Genomic DNA, 21,079 nt, shown 5'->3' with positions numbered 1-21,079 from the left:
GGCTCAGCCCGCGCGCAGGTCGCGCGCCGCGCGGTGCAGCACCACCCGCAGCATGAGCCCCAGCACGGGCGCCGTCAGGCGCGCCGTGAGCGCCGCGGGCAGCGGCCCCGCGAGCGGCACGCGCTCGGACCACGTCACGCGGCACGCACCCGGGCCCGTCGGCAGCACGACGATCGTCGCCTCGCCCAGCAGCACCGGGCCCCGCTTGGTGAACACCGCGACACCCGCCGCGCCGCCCGCGTCGGCGCCCGGGGCGTCGTACCGCGTGACGACCATGCGGTCCACGAACCCCGGCAGCCCGCGGCGCGCTCCGGGCCCCGACACCGCCTCCACGCGGGTGCCCAGGCGCGGCGGCCCGTCGGTGCGCACGCGCGTCAGCGGGACCCACGCCGCGTGCCGGCGCGCGTCGGTCAGCGCCGTCCACGCGGCGGCCGCGGGCACGGGCAGCGCGCGCGTGACCGCGACGGCACCGGGGGCAGCAGGGGGCGTCGGCATGCGTCGATCCTCCACCGGGGTACGGTCGTCGGCATGCGGAGCAGGGTGCTGGGACGGACGGGTCGTGAGGTCGGCGTGATCGGGCTGGGCTGCTGGCAGCTCGGCGGCGACTGGGGCGAGGTCGGCGACGACACGGCGCACGCCGTGCTCGAGGCCGCGGTCGCCTCGGGCGTGACGTTCCTTGACACGGCGGACGTGTACGGCGACGGGCGGTCCGAGCGCGCGATCGGCGCGTTCCTCGCGTCGCGCCCCGACCTCGCCGGGTCGGTCACGGTCGCCACCAAGATGGGCCGCCGCGCCGACCCGCACGTCGCGGAGGCGTACACGTACGACGCGTTCTGCCGGTGGACCGACCGCAGCCGCGTCAACCTGCGCACCGACACGCTCGACCTCGTGCAGCTGCACTGCCCGCCCAGCGCGGTGCTGCGCAGCGACGACGTGTACGACGCGCTCGACCGGGTCGTCGAGGACGGCCGCGCGGCCGCCTACGGCGTGTCCGTCGAGACCGTCGACGAGGCGCTCGCGGCGATCGCGCGCCCGCACGTCGCGTCGGTGCAGATCATCCTCAACGTGTTCCGCCGCAAGCCGCTCGAGCAGGTGCTGCCCGCGGCGGCCGAGGCGGGCGTCGGAATCATCGCGCGCGTGCCGCTCGCGTCCGGCCTGCTGTCGGGGAGGTACGACGAGCAGACGCAGTTCGCGCCCGACGACCACCGCGCCTACAACCGCCACGGCGAGGCGTTCGACGTCGGCGAGACGTTCTCGGGCGTGCCCTACGACGTCGGCGTCCGCGCCGCGCGCGAGGTCGCCGCCCTCACGCCGTCGGGCATGACGACCGCGCAGCTCGCGCTGCGCTGGATCGTGCAGCAGCCCGGCGTCTCGGTGGTGATCCCCGGCGCACGCACGCCCGCGCAGGCGCAGGCCAACGCGGCTGCCGACGCGTTCCCCGACCTGTCGGACGAGACCCTCGCGGCGCTCGCCGACGTGTACGACCGCGACGTGCGGGAGCACGTGCACGCACGCTGGTGACGCCGCCCGCGGCGCTTCAGTCGATCGAGGAGAGCGCCTCCACGAGGTGCTCGGCGTGGCGCAGCATGGTCCGTACCTTCTCGACCGTCAGGTACTCGGTGCCGTAGTGCGCCGCGGACTTGTCCCGGATGACGGATCGGAAGTGGCGGGCGAGCTGAGCGCCGTCAGGCTGCGTCCGCTCGAGGAGCTCGCCCGCGCGGGCATGGTCCTGACCGGCGTACCGCTCGCCCGAGCGGTGCCCGCAGACCGCGTCGGCCGCCGCGATGGCGGCGAGCGCCGCGAGACCGGCGGCCACCTGCCTGTACGCCTCGTCCTCTTCGACCGCGAGCTGGGCGACCTGGAGGTAGGTGCGTGCCACACGGGCGCGCATCCGCACGTCCGTGGCCGACATCGCGCGATGGCGGTCCTCCTTGCGCGGCGTCACGAGGCGGGGCGGAGCAGCTCGTCGACGGACGGCCCGAGCACCCGACGGGCGTCCGCGCGCAGGGACTCCACGAGGGGGTCGCCCGCGTCGCGCGCGAGGGCGAGGCGGCGGGGTGTCGTCAGGTAGACCTGGACGGCCTGCCCTGTCCATCGCCTGCCCTCGACCTCGAGCCGGTCGGCGAGGTGGTCGCCCCCGGTGCCGTCGGGGACGACGACGAGCAGGTCGAGGTCCGACTTCTCGTCCGCGGTCCCTCGCGCCACCGACCCGAACACGCTCACGGTGACCTGGGGCGTCAAGGTCTCGCCGGTCTCGCCGTCGGCGACCGGAGGGTGGCTCTCTGCGACGAGGTCGGCGACGCGGCGTGCCAGCGCCTGCCAGGGGTCGAGGGCCCGGAAGGCGGCGTCGACCGCCGGGTACGCCAGGTGCGCGTCGTTGAGCTCGTACACGTTCGACGCGCCGACGGCGTGCGTCGTGACGATGCCCTGGGCGACGAGCCGGGCGAGTGCGTAGCGCACGCCGCGCTCCGAGCCGGTGCGCGCCAGCCGGTGCACCTGGGCGCCGGTCAGCGGCGTGCCCGCGCGCCAGAGCGTACGGAGCACCGTCGGGTCCAGTGAGGGGCCGAACACCCGTTCGGGGTAGGGCCAGTCCATGGAAGCACCTTCGTCGGCAATATTCTGCGGATATCCGCAGGATATCTCCGAATCCGTGCCTGGGGAAGCAGCAGGTGCCTCGGATCGGCGATCAACGTCGGCGCAGCAGACCCCGTCGGCGCGCGGGTCGGCCGGAGGTGGGCGAAGGCGCGACCGCGTCGGCCTGCCCGACGACGTGCGGGGCGGTCGCGAGCTGCGCGTGCACGGGCACGGCCTCGACGACCCGCGGGAACGTCTCGGGGGCGGGGCCGAAGGCCAGGCGCGCGCCCTTGACGACGCCCTGCCCGAGCGCGCGCCCGCCCGCGACGCCGATCGCGGCACCCAGGCCGTAGGGCGCGAGCCGCCCGACCGCGAGCCCGCCGAACCGGGCGGCCTGCGTGCGCAGCAGCTTGCGCGTGAGCTGGTTGTTGACCTTCTTGACCGTGCCCATCGGCATGCGGGTGAGCAGCACGCGGCCCACGCGGAACGTGGTCAGCTCGGTCGCGTCGCTCACGACCTTCGCGCCCGACTCGCCGAGCAGGGTCGACAGCAGCAGCGCCTTGCGGCGCTCGGTGTCGGTGACCTCGATGCCGTGCACCGACGCGACGGCGAGCGCGAACGCCGCGGACGCGCCGAAGAACGTCGCGACGTCGCTCACGGTCAGGGCGGTCGCGAGGCCCGTGCCGACGATCGGCGCGGCCGCCGCGGCGCCGACGGCGCCGCCCGTGCCCGCCACGACCAGCAGGTACTCCTTCTCGAGGAGCTCGACGACCCGGGCCGGGCTCGCGTCGGGGTTGCGGCGCCGCACGCTCTCGACGTGCGCGTGGATCGTCGCTGACGGGATCGTCACCGCCTTGTCGAGCGCGCCCTGCACGAGCCGCGGCACGTCAGCGCTCCCCGGACACCGTGAGCGTCGTCGTGGCGCCGTGCTCGAGCGTGCGCCCGACCGTGCAGTGCTGGTCGACCGCGCGGTGCACGACCGTCAGCAGTCGGTCGCGCGTCGCGTCGTCGAGGCCCGAGAGGTCGACCTCCATGACCTCGGCCAGCGCGGGGTAGCGGTCCTCGGTGGGGTGCGTCGCGCCGCCCACGCGGATGGTGACCCGGACGTCGTCGCCGAGGCGGTGCACGAGCGCGGCGTCGGCGGACAGGCCGCTGCACGCGCCGAGCGCGATCTTCAGCAGCTCGCCGGGGGAGAACGCCTCGGGGTCGCCCACCGACCCGATCCGCACCTCGGCGCCGCGCGAGCTGCGGCCGACGTACTGCCGCGTGCCGGTGCGCTCGAGCCACAGCGCGGTGTCGCCCGCGTTGGCGAGCGGGTCGGGGGTCGCCGTCCCCGTGGGTGCCGGGCTCCCGGCGACGTCGCGCGCGTCCTGGTCGGTCGTCATGGGGCGATCCTCGCACGCGGTCGCGCCGGGTTCTCGGTGAGTGCGCGACGGTGCACGGGCCGCCGCGCGGGGCCCGCCGAGCGCGGGCTTCGGCCGCTCCCGGGCCGCGGGAGGCGGACATTCCCCGCGTTCGGCGACCGCCCTGGCTCGGGCCGCGTGCGTCGTGCGGGGGGCGGGGGTGGCGACGGGGGACGGTGGCGCAGGTCACGGCGTCGGGGACCGGGTCGCGGGACTCGCGTGAAGGTCGTGTGACGGGCCTTCCCGTGGGAACAGACCATGGGGTCGGATCGTTGCGATGAGCAGGATGAAGCGATACGAGGAACTCGAGACCGAGGACGGCAAGGTCGTCCGCTACCAGCGACACGAGAACGGCGGCGGCCTCGTCGCCAAGGGTGCGCGCGTGCACGACAGCGCGTTCGTGGCCGACTCCGCGTGGGTCGACCCGGGCGCCGTCGTCGAGGCCGGCGCGTCGGTGGGCCGGTTCTGCTGGATCGAACCGGGCGCCGTCGTCTCCGAGCGCGCGCGACTGGGTTCGCACGTGCACGTCGGCCGTGACGCGGTCGTCGGCCGCGGCGCCCGCCTGGGTGCGCGCGTCGAGGTCGGTGCGGGTGCGCACCTGGACCCGGCGCTCGTCGTCGAGCCCGAGGCGCGGATCGCCGACGGCGCGCACGTCGAGCGCACCGGCTTCCCGCCGCACGTGCTCGCCGCCTGACGCACGCCTGAGAGCCGGCACGCCGCCCGGGCCGCCCCGGGCGGCGTGAGCGTGCCCGCGCGGGTCGTGCAGCGCGGTCGTGAGCAGCGACTTCACCCGGAGGGGCACCGTGCGGCCCGTTAGCGTCGGGGCCATGTCCCACGCGCAGCCCCCGCCGGCGGACCCGACCTCCCCGCCGACCACCGCCCCTGCGGGCGACGCCCGCCCCGCCGACGAGGCCCGTCCGGCGGTCGTGCTTCGCCAGGACCGCTCGACCGAGTCCGTGCTCGAGTGGGTCGAGCGGCTGGTCGGCCAGGGCCCGCAGGCCGTGGGGCGCGGCGAGATCAGCGCGCTCATGGCGCCGATGGGCTGGGACCTGACGTTCCCCGACGGCGCCGCGACGTCCGCGACTCTGCACCCGGTGGTCGCCGACCGCATGGTGCTGTTCCGCTACGCCGGCTCGCGGTACACGGCGGTGTCCGACCGCGCCCCGCTCGCCGTGCCCGCGGGGCCGCGCCTCGCGGTGGTGGAGCTCGTCGAGCAGGGGCACGGGCGCGTGCTGCGCGGCGACCACGAGCTGCCGATCGGCCCGGGGGACGTCCTGCTGCACCCGCCGCGCGGCCGGTACGGCGTCGCGTGGGAGACGGGCCCCTGCCGGCGGACCGTCGTGCTGCTGACGACGTCCCTCTACGGCCGGCGCCCCGACGCGATCCTGCGCGACGAGGACCTCGTGCTGCGCGACGCGCCTCTGGCGCCGGCCGCGCAGCACCTGCTGGAGGTGCTCTTCGACGACGACGTCGATGCCGTGGTGCGTCTCACCGCGACGCAGGCGCTGCAGGGGCTCGTGGCGGCCACGGTCGCGTCGGCCATCGACCGCGGGCAGGCGCCGCCCGAGCCGGGGATGCGCGACCGGGTCCGGGCGCTGCTCGTCGAGCGGTACGCGGACCCGGACCTCGACGCGGACGTGGTCGCGCGCGAGCTGCGCATCAGCAAGCGGCACCTGTTCGCGCAGTTCGAGGACAGCCGGGACTCGTTCGCGACGACGCTGCGGGACATCCGGCTCGAGCACGCCGCGGAGATGCTCGCGGGTGCCGACGACGGCGTGACGGTGCGGCGCGTCGCGCGCGAGACGGGGTTCGCCGGGACCGCCCAGCTGGGCCGGGCGTTCCGTGACCGTTTCGGGCTGACGCCCACGCAGTTCCGCGCCGCGGCGCTGCGCGGCCAGCCGCTGCCGACGTCGCGCTGACGGAGCGGCAGGTCAGGGCCCCGGCGGGGCCGTCGGCCGTGTGCGCCGCCTCACCTCCGCGACCACCTCCGCGACCGAGCCGAATGCGGCGAACCGGACCGCGTTGACGATTCGTGCGCGCGTGCGTGACGTACCGCGCAGTCTCACCCCGGTGAGGGGACCTAGGGCCTCCATGGTGTGGGCGACCCCCACCCCTCGTCGGAGGCTCCCGCATGCCCACGCAGTCCCGAGGTCGCGCTCCCGTGCGCCGCCTCATGTCGTTCGTCGCAGCGGCGCTCGCCGCGTTGCTCGCGCTGCCCGTGCTCACGGCACCGGCGGCTGCGGCAGACCCCCAGTACCTCGGCATCACCAAGTCGGTGGACCGCGGCGAGCTCGCGCCGGGCGACACGTACACGTACAGCGTGCAGGTGGCGTGCTCGGAGGCGTCGTGCCTCGACGCGGTGCTGACGGACCCGCTGGGCGAGCACGCGGGGCACGAGCTGCTGGACGTCGAGCTGCTGCCGTCGACGCCGGGTCTGACGTTCGTCCCGACGTGGACGTCGGGCGGCACGACGTCGGCGACGGCGCCCGCGGTCGTCGCGGCCGACACGCGGCTCGACGTCGCGTTCACGCAGCCGACCGTCAGCCCGACGGGTGAGGGCATCCAGGCGGGTCAGACGTTCTCGGTGCAGCTGACGCTGCGCGTGCCGACCGACCTGCCGCCGGGCACCACGACCACGCACGTCAACACCGCGACGGTCACGGCGACCAACTCGGCGCCCGCGACCGCGTCGGCGCAGGTCGAGGTCACGGTGCCGGTGACCGTGGCCGTCACCCCCGCCAAGTCGTGGACGCCGGCCCAGCAGGCGTTCGCCGCGGGTGCGCCGTCGACCATCACGATCGGCGCGACCAACGCCGCCAACGTGCCGGCCGACGCGCTCGTGCTGCAGGAGCCCGCGGTCGCGCCCGAGGGTGCCGCGACCCTCGACGCCGCGAACCCGTTCACGCTCGTCGACCTCGTGTCGCTCAGCGGCGTGCAGGTGCCGACCGGCTGCACCGCGGTGCGCGTCGACGCGTACGTGCAGCGTGCGGGCTCGTGGACGTGGGTCGCGGGCGACGGCGGTCTCGTGCTCCCCGGCGGCGTCGACGCGGACGCCGTCGGGGGCCTGCGCGTGACGTGCGACGGCCCCGTGGCCGTCGGCGACACGCTGTCGCTCGACCTGGGCGTCGCGCAGCGCGCGACGCACCGCACGACCGGCGCCGATCTGTCGGTCGCGACGAGCTCGCTCACCAACACGGTCGCGGCGACCGTCGAGGTCGACGGGCAGGACCCGGTGTCCGCGACGGCGACCGCGCCGTACCGCGTCGACCCCGCGCGCCTGGGCACCGAGGTCGTCAAGGACTTCGCGCCGGCGCGCGTCTCGGCCGGCGAGCCGAGCGTGCTGAGCCTCGTGGCGTCGCAGACGTCCGACGTGCCGGTCCGCGAGCTGCGCGTGAGCGACCTCGACTTCTTCGGCGCCGACCCCGCGTTCGGCGGGTTCGACGGCGCGCCGTCGTGGCCGACCGGCGCGACGGGCGCGTCGGTCGTCTACCACCTGTCCGACGGCTCGACGCCGTCCGTCACGTTCGCCGCGGGCGACGTGCCGGCCGCCCCCGCGCTGGGCGCGGGCGTGCACGTCACCGGGTTCGAGCTCGTGTTCACGGGCTCGATCGCGCCGGCCGCCGAGCCCGCGCGCGCCCGCGTCACGGTGCTCACCGCCGAGACCGCGACCGGCCCGGTGCGCCAGCTCGACAACACCGCGACGGTGCGCGTCGAGGCGCCCAACGGCAACACCGCGCAGGGCACGGACAACGCGCGCCTCACGGTCGTGCCCGCGTCCATCGAGGTGGGCCTGGCCAAGACGGTCCGCCCGAACGCCCAGCTGCGCCCGGGCGACACCGCGGTCACCGAGCTGCGCACGACGCTCGCGGTGTCGTCGTCGTACGTCACGGCGCGCGACCTCGTCGTCACCGACGCGTGGGACGGCGCCGCGCGCGGCTTCTGGGACGGCTTCGACCTGACGGCGATCGCGCCGACGCAGGTGCCGTCGGAGACGTCGGTCGAGGTGCGCCTGCAGACGTCCGTCGGCACGTGGGTCACGGTCCGCACGGAGCCCGCGCAGGGCGCGGCGTGGCTGCTGCAGCTCGACGCCGCGGAGCTCGCGGCCGGGCTGCCCGGCGGCACCGCCCTGTCCGACGTCACGGGCGTCGAGCTGCGCCTGCACGACGCCGACGGCTTCGAGGAGAACACGACCGTCACGCCGTACCTCGTGACGACCGCGCGCGGCACGCTGCGCAGCGGCGGCACCCTGCCCGAGGGCACGACGACGCTGCGCAACGCGGCGACCGTGGTCGGCAGCGGCACGACCGGCGGCGGCACCCCGGTGTCCGACGGCGACGACGCGGACGACGACGCGGCGGTCACCCCGCCGCCGCCCGGCACGGGCCCGGTGGAGGTCCGCAAGACGTGGACGCAGCCGACGGTCGCCGCGCAGTCGGGCCAGCAGCGCACGACGCGCGTCGCGTGGCGGACCGCCGCGGGGGCGTCGTCGGTGACGCTCACCGACCCGGCCGCCGCGACGGACCCGGCCGCGGCCGACCCGGCGGGCACGCTGCTCGACGCGTTCGACCTGGTGCGCGTGCAGCCGATCGCCTACTCGGCGACGCCGTTCACGAACGGCTGGTACCTCAGGTACGACCGCGTGACCGACGTGCGGCTGCTGCTGCCGGACGGCGCGGGCGGCCGGTCCTGGCAGTCGGTCACGGCGCCCGCGGGCGGCTGGACCAACGGCGGCGGGTTCGTCGGGTACACGCTGACGGCGCAGCAGCGCGCCGACGCGTGGGGCGTGCAGCTCGTCCTGGAGGAGAACGGCCCCGCGCGCGCCGCGGCCCGCCAGGCCGGCGCCGCCCTCGACCCGTTCGCGCCGGCCGTGGGCACGGGCGTCGCGGCGTCGTCGATCGACCGCACGCTCGACCTGCAGTGGCAGATCCGTGAGGTGCGCCGCACGGGCGGCTGGGTCACCGACGAGGAGACCTACAACGCGGGCGCCGCGGGCGTCGTGCGCAACACCGTGGGCATCGCGGCGCAGCGCACCGACGGCGTCGTGACCGCGCAGGAGCGCGCGGACATCACGATCACGGGCTCGACGCCGCTCGTGCGCGTCGACAAGACCGTGTCGACGGGTGACGTCGCGTACGTGCCGCGGCCCGGCGTGGTCCCGGCGGACCAGTGGCCCACGCGCACGTTCGGCCTCACGGCGTGGAACGACGCCGTGGCCCGCGCCTCGTACCTGCGCATCACCGACCCGGCCTGCTCCGACGTCGACGTGCAGGGCACGGCGTGCGCGCTCGCGGACCCGACCGCCGACCCGTTCGCGGCGTCCGTGGACTGGCTCGCACCCGGCAGCGGCGAGAGCCCGTTCGACCGGTTCGACCTGACGAAGGTGCGGTTCTCCGCGACGCGTCCGGCCGAGGTGGACCTCGCGGCGTCGACCGCGTGGCTGCTGCGGTACGCCGACGGCGACTACACCAGCGAGCGCACGACCGTCGCGGCGCTGCTCGCGATGACGCCCGCGCAGCTCGCGGACGTCGTGGCGCTGAGCGCGACGTTCCAGGGCACCGACCCGGCGGTGACGGGCGGCACGATCACGCAGGGCAACCGCCTGCGGCTCGACCTCGACACGCGCCTGCGCACCGAGGTCCGGTCGACGGGCCAGGCGCAGACGCTGCGCGCCGGCGAGTCCGTGACGGTCGAGAACCACATGTACGCCCAGTCGTACGACCCGGTGCTGGACCCGGCGGGCGCGACGATCGCCGCCGGCACCGACGGCGTCGACGTGCGCCTCACGGGCGGCGAGATCAACGTGGGCGTCGCCAAGACGATCTCGCCCGCGGTGGTCACCGAGCCGACGCGCGACGAGCCGCTGACGGTGCGCCTGACGGCGACGAACGGCACGGCCCCGGCGGGCACGCTCGCGCCGGCGCAGGTGCGTCTGCAGGACGACGCGACGACGTCGCCGGAGTTCTGGGACCGGTTCGACCTGGTGGGCCTGGGTGCGGTGACGCTGCCTGCGGGCGCCGACCAGGTGCAGGTCGACGTGCACGGGCCGTTCGGGCCCGGCGGCGCGGACGCCTGGGTGACGGGTACGCCGGGGGCGACCCCGACGCTGCCGGTCGCGGCGGAGCGCGCCGGTGAGGTCGACGGCGTCCGGTTCGTGCTGTCGCGCGCCGACGGTGCGTTCTTCTCGGACGCGGTGCCCGCACCGGGCTGGTCGACGACCGCGCAGCTGCAGGTGCGGCTGCGGGACGTCACGCGCACGGGCGGCGACCCGATCGTGCTGGACGCCGACCACCACGAGGTGACCAACACGGTGGTGGGCCAGGCGGACCGGCTCAACGGCGAGGCGTCGCAGGAGCGCGCGAGCGCCGCCGCGGTCGACCTCTTCGAGGGCACGCACCGCCTCGCGGTCGACAAGCTCGCCAACGAGGGCAACCGCACCGTGCAGGTCGGCACGGCCGTGCCGTGGGACCTGTCGTTCCGCAACGCGGGCAGCGGCTACCTCGACGTCGCCGAGCTGCGCGACACGCTGCCCGAGCACCTCGTGTGGACGGGTGAGACCGCGCCGGTCGTGACGGTGCCCGCGGGCAGCGCCATGGGTGACCAGGTGACCGTGTCGGTCGACGGCGACGACCTGGTGCTCGCGTGGCCGCAGGACGCGCGCCGCCTGGCGCCGGGCGAGCGCGTGGCCGTGCGTCTGGTGCTCGAGCTGCAGCCCGGTCTGTCGGCGGGGCAGCGCGCGGTGAACACCATGGCCGTGCGCACCGCGCAGACGCTCGAGGCGTGCACGCCGCTCGACGGCTCGCGCCCCGTGACGGGCGCGTGGGCGGACGACGCGACCACGTGCGGCTCGGCCGACCACGTGTCGCCGCGCGCGGGGTCCAACCTGTTCGCCGTCAAGGGCGTGCGGGGCTCGCAGCCCGGTGCGGCGACGGCCGACGGCCAGGAGTGCACGACGCGCCTGACCGCGACGGGCGGCCACTACCACCGCACGCCGTGCATCGCGCGATCGCTGGCCGGTGCGCAGGACGACTGGGTGCTGCGCGCGCAGAACGCGGGCACGACGAGCGTCGACGAGCTGACGATCTTCGACCCGCTCGCGGCGACCGGTGACCGCATGATCATCACGGGCGGCGAGCGCGGCTCGGTGTACCGCCCGCAGGTCGTGCCCGGTTCGCTGCAGGTCACGGCGCCCGCGGGTGCCGTGGTGGTGACCGAGGTGACGACGACGGCGGACGTGTGCGCCGGCACGTGGGCCGGCCTGCAGGACCAGGCCGTCTGCGAGCAGTCGGGCGAGACGTGGTCGGTGGCCGACGACGCGACCGACTGGTCGGCCGTCACGGGCCTGCGCGTGCACGTGGACCTGCGGCCGTCGGCCGCGGGGGCGCTGCTGAGCGGGCAGTTCGTCGACGTGACGTTCTCGACCGTCAACGTGCTGGCGGGCGACGACGTCGTCGACGGCGTGCCCGCGGGCTCGGCGGCCGACGCGGTGGTCGCGTGGAACCAGTTCGGCGTGAAGTACCACGACGTGGGTGCGCCGACGTGGTCGAAGATCGCGCCGCCCAAGATGGGCGTCGAGGTGCTGACCGGCCCGATCGAGGTCCGCAAGGTCGTCGAGGGCCCGGCGGGCGGCTACGCGCCGGCGTCGTTCGGCGCCGACGTGGTCTGCACGCTCGACGGCGTCACCCTCGACCTGGGGGCCGCCGCGACGCTCACGCTCGACGAGGGCAACGGCTGGACGGCCCGCGTCGACGGCGTGCCGGTGGGTGCGCGGTGCGACGTCACCGAGACCGGTGAGCCCGGCAGCCACGGCGAGACGACGCGGTCCGGCACGGTCCGGCTCGAGGTCGACGCGCCCGCGGGTGCGGACGGCGCCGTGCCGACCGCGCAGGTCGCGACGCTGACCAACACGTACGCGTTCGGCGGCCTGAGCGTCACCAAGCGCGTGGACTCGACCGCGACCGCGGGCCTCGAGGGGCCGTTCACGTTCGCGCTGACCTGCACCGCGGCGGGCACGGGTGCGCCCGTGACGTTCGACGGCGCCGACGCGCTGACGTTCACGCTCGCCGACGGCGAGACGTTCACGGCCCCGGACGAGGTCATCCCCGCCGGTGCGACGTGCGCGCTGACCGAGACCGACAGCCGCGGCGCCGACCGCGTGCTGCTGGTCGGGGATGGCGTCGTGCCGACCGGTCCGGGTGCGGCCGACGTGACCGTGGGCGCCGACGGCGCAAGCGTCGAGGTCGTCAACGGGTTCGACGCGGGTGTGCTCGAGGTCCGCAAGGTCGTCGACGGCGCCGGTGCGGCCACGTGGGGCGCGGGTGCGTCCTTCGGGTTCTCCGCGGTCTGCACGTACGACGCGCGCACGGTGCTCGACGAGTCGTTCGACCTGCTCGCGGGCGGGCTGCGGACGTTCGGGCCGTTCCCGGTGGGCACGTCGTGCCGCGTGCTGGAGACGGCCGCGGGCGGCGCCACGAGCTCGGTGCTCGCACCGGCCGACGGCGTCGTGACGGTCGAGCCCGCGTCCGACGAGGGCGAGGTCCCGGCGGCCGTGGTGACGGCGACCAACACGTTCGACGTCACGTCGGTCGAGGTCGTCAAGCAGGTCGCGGGCGCCACGACGGCGCCGGGCGCGGCCGGGCCGTTCACGGTCGAGCTGGTGTGCACGTGGCCGGTCGACGGCCAGGACGTGCCGCTCGACGTGCCCGGCGGTGCGCAGCGCACGCTGCGGGCGCCGACCGCGCTGACCGCGTCGTGGACGGGCCTGCCCGTCGGCGCGGACTGCACGGTCACCGAGACGGAGACGGGCGGGGCCGCGCAGGTGGCCGCGACCGTGCGCGTCGAGGGGCGCGAGCCCGTGAGGTCGACGGGTGCCCGCGTGCCCGTCGTCGGGCTGGCTGGGACGACCGCGCCGGGGCAGGCCGTGGTCGAGCTGGTCAACACGTTCGACGCGCCGCCGGCGGACGGCGGCACGACCGCCGCGGACCGTGACCCGCTCGCGCTGACCGGTGCGGACGTGCTGCGCGCCGGCCTGGGGGCCCTGCTGCTGCTGGCAGCCGGTGGCCTGCTCGTCGCCCTGCGGAGGCGACGGGCCTGAGGACCGGTGGCGGCCGGCATCCCCCCCGACGCCGGCCGCCACCGCTGCACGACGCCGTCCGGGTGAACTCACCCGGGCGGCGTCGTCGTGCCCCCGTGGGGGTGCAGGATGACGCCCATGCGTAGCGACATCTTCGACCAGGCGAACCTCGAGGTCGAGAACGGACAGCGGTTCTTCCTGCAGAACTCCAAGATGCTCAAGGTGACCCTCGGCGAGCCCGTGCTCGCCGCGAAGGGTTCGATGGTCGCCTACCAGGGGGCCGTGCAGTTCCACCACAAGGGCTCGGACACGCTGGCGAAGTTCGTCAAGCGCGCGATCAGCTCCGACGACCAGGCGCTCATGACCGTCTCGGGGCAGGGCGACGTGTTCTTCGCACGGTTCGCCGAGACGGTGTTCATCATCCACCTCGAGGGCGACGCGATCAGCGTCGGCGGCGCGTCGCTGCTCGCGTTCGACGCGACCCTGCAGTGGGACCTGCACCGCACGCGCGGCGCCGGCATGATGACCGGCGGCCTGTTCAACACCCTCATCCAAGGCCACGGGTCCGTCGCGCTGACGTCCGACGGCCAGCCCGTCATCCTCGACTGCTCGCAGCAGCCCACGTTCGTCGACCCCAACGCCGCTGTGTGCTGGTCGGCGAACCTCGTGCCCGAGGTCGTGTCGAGCATGAACATGAGCTCGCTACTGCGCGGCGGCACGGGGGAGGCGTTCCAGTACAAGTTCCACGGCCCGGGCTTCGTGGTCGTGCAGCCGTCCGAGGGGTTCGCGGGGCTGGGGCAGACGAGCTGACGCCCCGTCCCGGCCTGCGGGTGTGAGGGGTTGTCGTCGCCTCGCGACGGCAACCCCTCACGCTCTCCCGGGGCGGGCGGGCGGGAGGTGCGGGGCGGGCGGGAGGTGCGGGGCGAGGACCAAAGGGCCGCGCGCCGGTCAGGGCGGGGCCGAGAGACTGCACCCGGCGCCGCGACCTCGGCGGCGCACGTCGCTCACCACCGGGCTCGAGGACGGGACGCATGGCACGACTCTCGTGGGCCGGCCCCGCGGCCCTGCTGGCCGCCGCGCTCGTCGCGTGCACGCCCGCCGCACCGCCGCCGGTCGAGGCGGAGCTCGAGCGGGGGCCAGGTCCGTCGCAGGCCGTCGTCGACGGTCCGGTGACGCTTCGCCTGCCGGACGGCGCCGAGGTGGTCCCCACGCCGCTCGCGCTCGCCTCCGCGCGCGCCGCCGTCGAGGGTGCCGACTTCGCGGTGCTGTCGCGCACGCCGGCCGACGACACGCTGCTGGGGCTCGACGTGCTGCCGACCGGGGATCTGGTTGTTCAGCGCGTCCCGGAGAACCAGTACCAGGGCGGTGCCGCGGTCGCCGAGCCCTCGGCCATCGGCACGTACGACGGGCACCGTTTCGAACCCTGGCCTGAAACGGACGGCATGGTGCCCGGGGACGCACCGCGTCAGCTCTACGGCGCGGACGCAGGGCAGGGCGCCGTGGCGTGGGCCGAGACAGCCAGCATCCGGCTCGACCAGTCGAACTGGCGGGTGTTCGCGCGGGACGACACGGGGCGGACCTCGCTCGTGGCCACGTCGGAGGAGGTGATCGACGGGCCGATGCCGGTGCTGAACGGCGACGCCCGCCCCGTCGTGGCCGACGGCCGCGTGTACTGGGCGACACCCGCCCCGGCCGGCGCCGGCGATCTTCAGATGCAGGTGGTGTCACGCGACGTGCGCGGCAGGGGACCGCTCAGCGTCGAGGCGCGGGGCGCGGCCAGGCCCGCCGTGGGCGACGACGGGCTGTACGTCGTGCGCACCTACCGCGACGACCCGACGATCGCGGACGGTCGGTCCGTCGTCGCGGCTGCGGCGGGCGGGGGCGACACGGCGCCGCTGCTGACGGTGGACGGGCCACCCGGTGTCAACGTCGTCGACCTGGTCGCCGACGGCTCACGCCTCGCGTTCGTCACGTCCGCACCGTCCTTCAGCACGGGCACGGTGTACGTGCACGACCCGTCGAGCGGCAGCCTGGTCGCCGTCCCGACCGCGGGCGCCGGCCAGCGCACGGACCTCGCGCTCTGCGGCGACCGGCTCGTCTGGACGACGAACGACGGCAGCGGTGTGGCTGCCGGCACCGTCTTCGTCCTCGACGTGCCGACCCTCGACCTGCGCGAGGTCGAGGTGGAGGGCGGTTACGGCACGGTCATGTGCGCGGGTGACGTCGTCGCCTGGCAGTCGCTGCCGTCACCGGACGGGTTCGCGACGACGACCGTGGTGCGCTGGGGGTGAGGTCCCGCGCCGTGCGCGCGATGCAGCGCACGGTGCCGGCCGGCCGGTGCACGCCGAGCGGTGGGGGCCGAGCGGTGCGGGCCGGGCGGTGCAGCCCGGACGGTGGGTGATCGCCCGGTCGGCGCCTGTCACAGCGGGCGGTGCGGCGTGGGTCGGACGTCACGCCCGCGGGGGCTGGCCTGCGGGTTCGCGTGTCGGTACGTTCGCGACCGTGCGTCTGAACCGGCCGTCGGCCCGTCCCGCCCTGCTCGCCGTCGCCGCGGTCGCGGCCCTCGCCGCGTGCTCGTCCGGCACGTCGCCCACGCCGGGTGCGTCGCCCAGCACGTCGGCGCCGACGGTCGTCGCGTCGCCGTCGCCCACCGCGTCCGCGACGCCCGACGTACCCGTGGTCGCGGCGCCCGCGGAGTGCGACGCGGTCGAGCTCGCGCCTGGGGCGAGCGTCACGGGCGCCGACCTGTCGGCGTGCGTCATCGGGTTCTCGCTGGCCGCGGGCAGCGGCCACGAGCACGTGCAGTCCGGCGACTCCACCGCCGAGGTCGACTTCGTGTTCTCCGACGCGCCCGCCATGACCGGCACGATGGTCGACGCCGACGGCACCACGTCGTTCGTGCTCACGCAGGACCGGTCGTGGATCACGATCGACGGTCGCTGGGTCGAGGGCGACGTCACCAGCAGCGACTCCGAGAAGGTGCTCGCCGGCACGGTCGGCACCGGGTACCGCACGCTCGCCGACCCGTCCGTCAGCGCCGGCATGATCGCGATGTCGCCCACGTACACGGTGCAGCCCGACCAGGACGTCGTCGACCTGGTCAACGGCGGCGAGGTGCACGCGTGGCGCCTGCAGTCCGACGCGCCGTTCAGCATGGCCGGCGTCGACATGCAGGAGCTCATCGTGTGGCTCGCCGACGGGCACGTGGTCGTCGGGACGCAGGGCACCGGGACGTTCGGGGGAGTGCAGACGACGACCGTGCAGCAGTTCACCGACTGGGGCGTGCCCGTGGTGGTCGAGCCGCCGGTGGGGTGAGGTGGGGCGTCCGGGTGGAGAGGCAGACCTTCGAAGAGCCTGTCGTCGATCGGACTGCCGTTCGCCCACGGTGGGCCCCCGTGTGTCGCTACGGTTCCGCTCACCACGTGATGCCCCGCGTGCTCATCCCTGGGGCTCACCCCGTCGAGCAGGAGGTCCAGCGCCGCATGCGAGCTGCCTCGACAACTATCCGCACCGTGGGAAGTCTCACGGTCACGTTGCTCACCGTGTCTGTGCTCGTCGGCGCTGCGCCAGTCGACACCCCCGGCGGAGAAGTGATCGCCGAGGGGACTTTCGATCTGAGCGACGCGGACGCGGCTCCCCCTCCCTCGGCCACCCTCTTCGCCTGGCCCGCCAACGAGGTGCTCGCCGACCTCGAGGTCGGCGAGCAGGTGCATCTCGAACCTGTTGGCGCTGCGGAGGTCGCGGGCGACGGATCCTTCACGGTGACGGTCGACGACGCCGAGACCCTGGAGAGCTACGCCTCCGGCTACGGCGAGGTGAACCTCTACCTGAGCGCCGACAACGGCGCGTCGGAGTTCGCCAGCTCCTTCGCCGTCTCTGTCGCCGATGTCGCCCAGGGGAGCGGCGACGACGCCAGCGTCGTCGATCTCGGAACCGTGAGCGAGGTAGGACACCTGGTCGAGGAACCTGCTGCTGCCGGCGAGGTCGAGCTCGGGGGCTACGTGGAGAAGTCGTGCTCCACGGCCAAGCGCACGAACCTGGGGAACTTCTGGGTACCGATCGGCGGTCTGTTCTCCACGAACCCCGGTTCGTCGGTCGACTTCCAGTACTCCACCGGTCAGTCCAGCACGCTTGGTGTCGCTGCTTCGACGAAGGGGCCGACGACGGGATTCAGCGTCAGCGGCACCAGCTCCATCAGCTCGACGAGCACGGTCGACTACCCGACCATGTCCGGTAAGGGAAGCAAGCTCGCGCGAACGCAGGTGCGGTACGGCAAGTACGCGGTCACGTGCCAGACGGTGCGGCAGCAGCCCAAGCCCGTCTCCGTGACGACCTACACGGTCAGGCCCGATCTGTGGGTCGGTGGGACGAGCTTCGCTGCTGTGTCGACACCGTCCGCGAGCTACTGCACGTCCTACCTCAAGGGCTCGACCTTCACCAAGGACAAGAGCAAGCAGGTTCAGTGGAACGGTGCCGTCACGGTGTACGGGGTGGGCCTGAGCGCGCAGACCGGGTGGAGCTCCAAGGGCAAGCTCGTCGTCAAGTTCCCGAACGCCGGTGGCAAGGTGTGCGGGTCCGGTGGGTACGCGACGGAGTCCACGGCCTACCAGATCGTCGTCAAGTGAGCAGGGCGGGGGTGCGCGCGTCCGCGGTGGCCCTCGGGTTGGTCGTCGCGGGGGCGGTGCTGAGCGCGTGCGCCCCCGCCGACGACGGCCCGCTGACGGGGCCGCGCCCGGAGGCGGACGACGTCCACGTGTGCCTGCCCGCGGGCACCGACCGGCAGGTGTACTTCGGTGAGCCGTTGACCAACACGGGGGACGAGCCGGTGGAGATCACCCGGATCACCGGGTCGGGGGACAACCTCGACACGGTGCACTACTTCGTCGACGTCGAGGGCCCTGCCCGGGGAGAGCTCCTCGGGGGGTTCGCGTGGCCTGCCGGTGACGACCTGATCGGCCCCGAGGAGCAGGTGCTGGCACGTATGGCCGCGCCTGACGGGACGGTCGTCGAGCCCGGGGCCACGGTGTCGCTGATCGTGCAGGCCGTGCCCGAGTCGCCGGACGAGTACGCGGCGGTCAGCAGAACCGTCGTGTACTACCGCAGCGGCGGGGACACGTACCGCGAGCCGGTGCTGGTCGAGTACGGGGTCGCACCCGGTGCGCAGTGCTGAACGTGGTGCCGCCGTCGCGCTGGTGACGCTGCTCGCGGCCGCCGGGTGCACCGGCCCTGCCGCCGAGGGCTTGCCGGCGGGGGCGTACGTCGCCGTGCTCAACGCCAGCGCGGCACCGTCCCGCACATGGGCGAACACCTTCTGCTCGGGTGCGTTGGTCGCCCCGGACCTGGTCGTGACCGCCGCGCACTGCTTGCGCGACGGCCCCCTGCCCGACGTGCTCGTCGGCGAGCACGACCTGTGCGCCGACCCCGTCGCCGGTGAACGCCGCGCCGTCGTGCGACGCCTGCTCGGGGAAGGTCCGGCCGCCGAGCTGGCGTTGCTGCGGCTCGGGCAGCCCGTCGCCGCCGACGTCGCGGAGGTCGCGTCGCTCCCCGACATCGGCACCACGACGGTCGCCGTCGGCTGGGGGCGTGTCGACACCGACCAGAGGCGGCCCTGCCAGGCCAAGACGATGCCCCTACGGGTCGTGGACGGCCACGAGTGCACACCGGTCCTCGCCGCCGCTGATGACGCCGACCGCGCACCCGGCCGGTGGGTGTGCATGACCCCGACCGGCACGCAGAACACCTGCATCGGCGACAGCGGATCCGGTGCCTACACCCTCAAGGGCGGGCGCCTCCGTCTGCAGGGCATCACCCTGGGAGGGCTCGGCTGTGGACCCGACGAACCTGGCCTGTACGCGAGCCCCGACGCCGTCGCGGTGCTGCTGCAGCAGGCCGGGCAACCGGGGGCTTCGTAGGCTGGGTCGAGGGCGACGTCACCAGCAGCGACTCCGAGAAGGTGCTCGCCGGCACGGTCGGCACCGGGTACCGCACGCTCGCCGACCCGGCCGTCAGCGCCGGCATGATCGCCATGTCGCCCACGTACACGGTGCAGCCCGACCAGGACGTCATCGACCTGGTCAACGGCGGCGAGGTGCACGCGTGGCGCCTGCAGTCCGACGCACCGTTCAGCATGGCCGGCGTCGATATGCAGGAGCTCATCGTGTGGCTCGCCGACGGGCACGTGGTCGTCGGGACGCAGGGGACGGCACGTTCGGGGGAGTGCAGACGACGACCGTGCAGCAGTTCACCGACTGGGGCGTGCCTGTGATGGTCGAGCCGCCGGTGGGATGAGGTGGGTCGGGCCAGGGCATCGAGCCGGCCGACGAGGCTGCGTGCAGGCGCGCCGGCCGATGTCCGGCCACCTGGCCGTCGGGTACCGCCGGTCACGCACGTGGTCCCCGGCTCATCCGCGAGCCGGGGACCACGGCGCCGTGCATCGACGTCAGCAGGTGAAGGCCGCCTGGCACACGCGGACGTCGTACGGGCTGAAGTCGACCTGCATCAGTGGCCAGGACGACACGATGCCGACCGCCTGGCCGTTGATCGTCCCGCCGCCCCAGTTCAGGCCCACGAACGTCACGTCGTTGGCCGACGGGCTGTTGGTGACCCGGAACACCGGGCCGCCCGAGTCGCCGCCCTGTGACGAGTAGGTGCCGATGTACTGGCAGTTCTGCGCGATCCCCGGCATGCCGTCGATGTTGGCGATCCGCACGCAGCTCTGCGTGATGGAGCCGGTGCTCATCCCCGACGTGCGCCCGACCGCGCGGACGGCTCCGGTCGGCGCACCCGCGGCCGTGATCCGGTAGGTGCTCGTCCCGTTCCAGGTGCTGTGGTCGTTCAGGGAGGACGGCCGGGCGATGTAGCCGCGCGTGGTTCCGGTGTAGTCGCCGTCGTACGCGCCGAACGCCGCGTCGCTCAGGCGGCACTGGTTGCCGGAGGGGCAGTTCACCGAGCCCGACGTGTCGCCGTACGGGTTGCCCGTGTAGAGCGGCGGGTCGAGGACCTCGTAGCCGATCCGGTTGGCCGTGTTGATGATGCTGCCGAGCGGCACCGACGGCTGCCAGTGGTAGGTGCCGTCCGCCTGGGCGTAGTCGATCGAGCAGTGCGAGTTGGTGAGGTACCCGTTGAGCGGGGTCGTGAGGTTCACGATCCGCGCGTTGACGCCGAGAGTGCAGTTGTACGCGCTGAAGATGGTGCCGATGTCCCCGAAGATCGGCTTCACGAACTGGATCTGCTGACCGCCGGCGACGGGACGGTGGTCGTCGCGCAACGTCGGGGAGAAGTCCGCCTCCACGATCTTCAGAGCGTCGTCGGGAATGCCGAGACCCTGCGCTCGTGCAGTGATCGCGGTCGAGTCGGACCCCGGTGGGACTCCGATCGTGACGGTGTTGTGGCGTTCGTCGGCGTCCGAGAAGACCAGGCCGGAGAGGTGCTCGTCGATCGTCGCCTGCCACTGCTTGAGCTGGTCGAAGGTGTAGGTGGCCGAGGTGGTGCGCACGCGCGCTCCCTCGGCCAGGGCGCCGAGCACGTCCAGACGCTCGATGTGCTGCTGCGTCGCGCGCGCCGTCATCGCGCGGGCGATGTCCCCGGCTGAGCGCAGCCGGAGCGACGTCGGTGCCGTGGTGGCGACGGTGACGACTTGCCGACCTCCCTCCTCGTCCAGCCACGCGCCGGCGAACCCGTCGAGGCCGCGGGTGGCCTCCAGGAGGGCCTGGTCGGCGTCGACCAGGCTCGGGTCGACCTGCACGGGTGTGGTGATCTGGCTGAGCTGCCTCTGCACCGCTGTGAGCGTGACCGGGTCGACGGTGGGTGCCGGCTGGGCGGGCTCGGCCGCGGTCGGGCCGACCCCGGCAGCGCTGGAAGCGCCGGCCAGGACGAGCAGAGTCAGCGCGGCAGCGGTGCAGGACAGTGAACGGGTACGGCGGAGCATGTCGATCCCTCCCCGGGATGGCATGTGACCGGTTCGCCGGGCGACATCGTCGTCATCCCGACCCTGACGAGTGATGACGCTAGTCATGGGTCATGCGCAGGAGAG

At 74.5% G+C, this 21,079-nt stretch carries 17 protein-coding genes; 11 read left to right on the top strand and 6 right to left on the bottom strand.

The window, feature by feature from the left end; genetic code table 11:
* Positions 1–3: 3 nt before the first annotated feature.
* Complete coding sequence (locus E4A51_RS12845; RefSeq protein ID WP_134851970.1) at positions 4–495, bottom strand: SRPBCC family protein; 492 nt, start codon at positions 493–495, stop codon at positions 4–6.
* 33 nt (positions 496–528) lie between these two features.
* Between E4A51_RS12845 and E4A51_RS12840 the strand changes: the two genes are divergently transcribed.
* Positions 529–1,521 carry an aldo/keto reductase gene (locus E4A51_RS12840; protein WP_134851969.1) on the top strand — a complete coding sequence of 331 codons (993 nt, stop codon included), beginning with the start codon at positions 529–531 and terminating at the stop codon, positions 1,519–1,521.
* A gap of 16 nt (positions 1,522–1,537) precedes the next feature.
* On the opposite strand, the gene E4A51_RS12835 is transcribed toward E4A51_RS12840, so the two are convergent.
* The 4 genes from E4A51_RS12835 to E4A51_RS12820 form a co-directional block, all read right to left on the bottom strand.
* Complete coding sequence (locus E4A51_RS12835; RefSeq protein WP_134851968.1) at positions 1,538–1,912, bottom strand: hypothetical protein; 375 nt, start codon at positions 1,910–1,912, stop codon at positions 1,538–1,540.
* A gap of 29 nt (positions 1,913–1,941) precedes the next feature.
* Entirely contained in the window at positions 1,942–2,595 is a 654-nt protein-coding gene (locus E4A51_RS12830) for a nucleotidyltransferase domain-containing protein (RefSeq protein WP_134851967.1), read from the bottom strand.
* A 91-nt stretch (positions 2,596–2,686) separates the two neighbouring features.
* Positions 2,687–3,460 (bottom strand): hypothetical protein, encoded by a 774-nt coding sequence (locus tag E4A51_RS12825; RefSeq protein WP_070318622.1) that lies wholly within the window; start codon positions 3,458–3,460, stop codon positions 2,687–2,689.
* A gap of 1 nt (position 3,461) precedes the next feature.
* Positions 3,462–3,959, bottom strand: coding sequence for an OsmC family protein (locus E4A51_RS12820; RefSeq protein WP_134851966.1), 498 nt, complete (start codon positions 3,957–3,959; stop codon positions 3,462–3,464).
* A 304-nt stretch (positions 3,960–4,263) separates the two neighbouring features.
* On the opposite strand from E4A51_RS12820, the gene E4A51_RS12815 reads away from it, so the two are divergent.
* From E4A51_RS12815 to E4A51_RS12770, 10 genes are all read left to right on the top strand, one after another.
* On the top strand, positions 4,264–4,671 hold the full coding sequence (locus tag E4A51_RS12815) for a transferase (RefSeq protein WP_233421030.1): 408 nt from the start codon (positions 4,264–4,266) through the stop codon (positions 4,669–4,671).
* Positions 4,672–4,804: 133 nt separating this feature from the next.
* On the top strand, positions 4,805–5,896 hold the full coding sequence (locus E4A51_RS12810) for an AraC family transcriptional regulator (protein WP_070318620.1): 1,092 nt from the start codon (positions 4,805–4,807) through the stop codon (positions 5,894–5,896).
* A gap of 212 nt (positions 5,897–6,108) precedes the next feature.
* Complete coding sequence (locus E4A51_RS12805; RefSeq protein WP_134851965.1) at positions 6,109–13,068, top strand: DUF5979 domain-containing protein; 6,960 nt, start codon at positions 6,109–6,111, stop codon at positions 13,066–13,068.
* Between the two features lie 117 nt (positions 13,069–13,185).
* Complete coding sequence (locus E4A51_RS12800; RefSeq protein ID WP_134851964.1) at positions 13,186–13,857, top strand: AIM24 family protein; 672 nt, start codon at positions 13,186–13,188, stop codon at positions 13,855–13,857.
* A 221-nt stretch (positions 13,858–14,078) separates the two neighbouring features.
* Positions 14,079–15,338: a hypothetical protein gene (locus E4A51_RS12795; RefSeq protein ID WP_134851963.1), complete on the top strand. Its 1,260-nt coding sequence runs from the start codon at positions 14,079–14,081 to the stop codon at positions 15,336–15,338.
* Between the two features lie 211 nt (positions 15,339–15,549).
* The gene (locus E4A51_RS12790; protein ID WP_240696470.1) at positions 15,550–16,362 is read left to right on the top strand and encodes a hypothetical protein; all 813 of its coding nucleotides are present in this window, start codon (positions 15,550–15,552) and stop codon (positions 16,360–16,362) included.
* Between the two features lie 227 nt (positions 16,363–16,589).
* Positions 16,590–17,672 (top strand): hypothetical protein, encoded by a 1,083-nt coding sequence (locus E4A51_RS12785; RefSeq protein ID WP_134851962.1) that lies wholly within the window; start codon positions 16,590–16,592, stop codon positions 17,670–17,672.
* Positions 17,669–18,217 (top strand): hypothetical protein, encoded by a 549-nt coding sequence (locus tag E4A51_RS12780; RefSeq protein ID WP_134851961.1) that lies wholly within the window; start codon positions 17,669–17,671, stop codon positions 18,215–18,217. Before E4A51_RS12785 ends, E4A51_RS12780 begins: the two co-directional genes overlap by 4 nt.
* A 22-nt stretch (positions 18,218–18,239) precedes the next feature.
* Entirely contained in the window at positions 18,240–18,959 is a 720-nt protein-coding gene (locus E4A51_RS12775; protein ID WP_167748910.1) for a trypsin-like serine protease, read from the top strand.
* Positions 18,960–19,000: 41 nt separating this feature from the next.
* A complete protein-coding gene (locus tag E4A51_RS12770; protein ID WP_134851959.1) occupies positions 19,001–19,312 on the top strand; it encodes a hypothetical protein in 312 nt (103 codons plus the stop codon).
* Between the two features lie 174 nt (positions 19,313–19,486).
* On the opposite strand, the gene E4A51_RS12765 is transcribed toward E4A51_RS12770, so the two are convergent.
* A complete protein-coding gene (locus E4A51_RS12765; protein WP_134851958.1) occupies positions 19,487–21,061 on the bottom strand; it encodes a hypothetical protein in 1,575 nt (524 codons plus the stop codon).
* Positions 21,062–21,079: the final 18 nt, after the last annotated feature.

The sequence above is a fragment of the Cellulomonas sp. HD19AZ1 genome, from assembly GCF_004535805.1.
In the GTDB taxonomy this organism is placed as follows: domain Bacteria; phylum Actinomycetota; class Actinomycetes; order Actinomycetales; family Cellulomonadaceae; genus Cellulomonas; species Cellulomonas iranensis.
The sequence above is the reverse complement of the archived record's forward strand: the minus strand, read 5'-3'. Positions and strand labels throughout refer to the sequence as shown.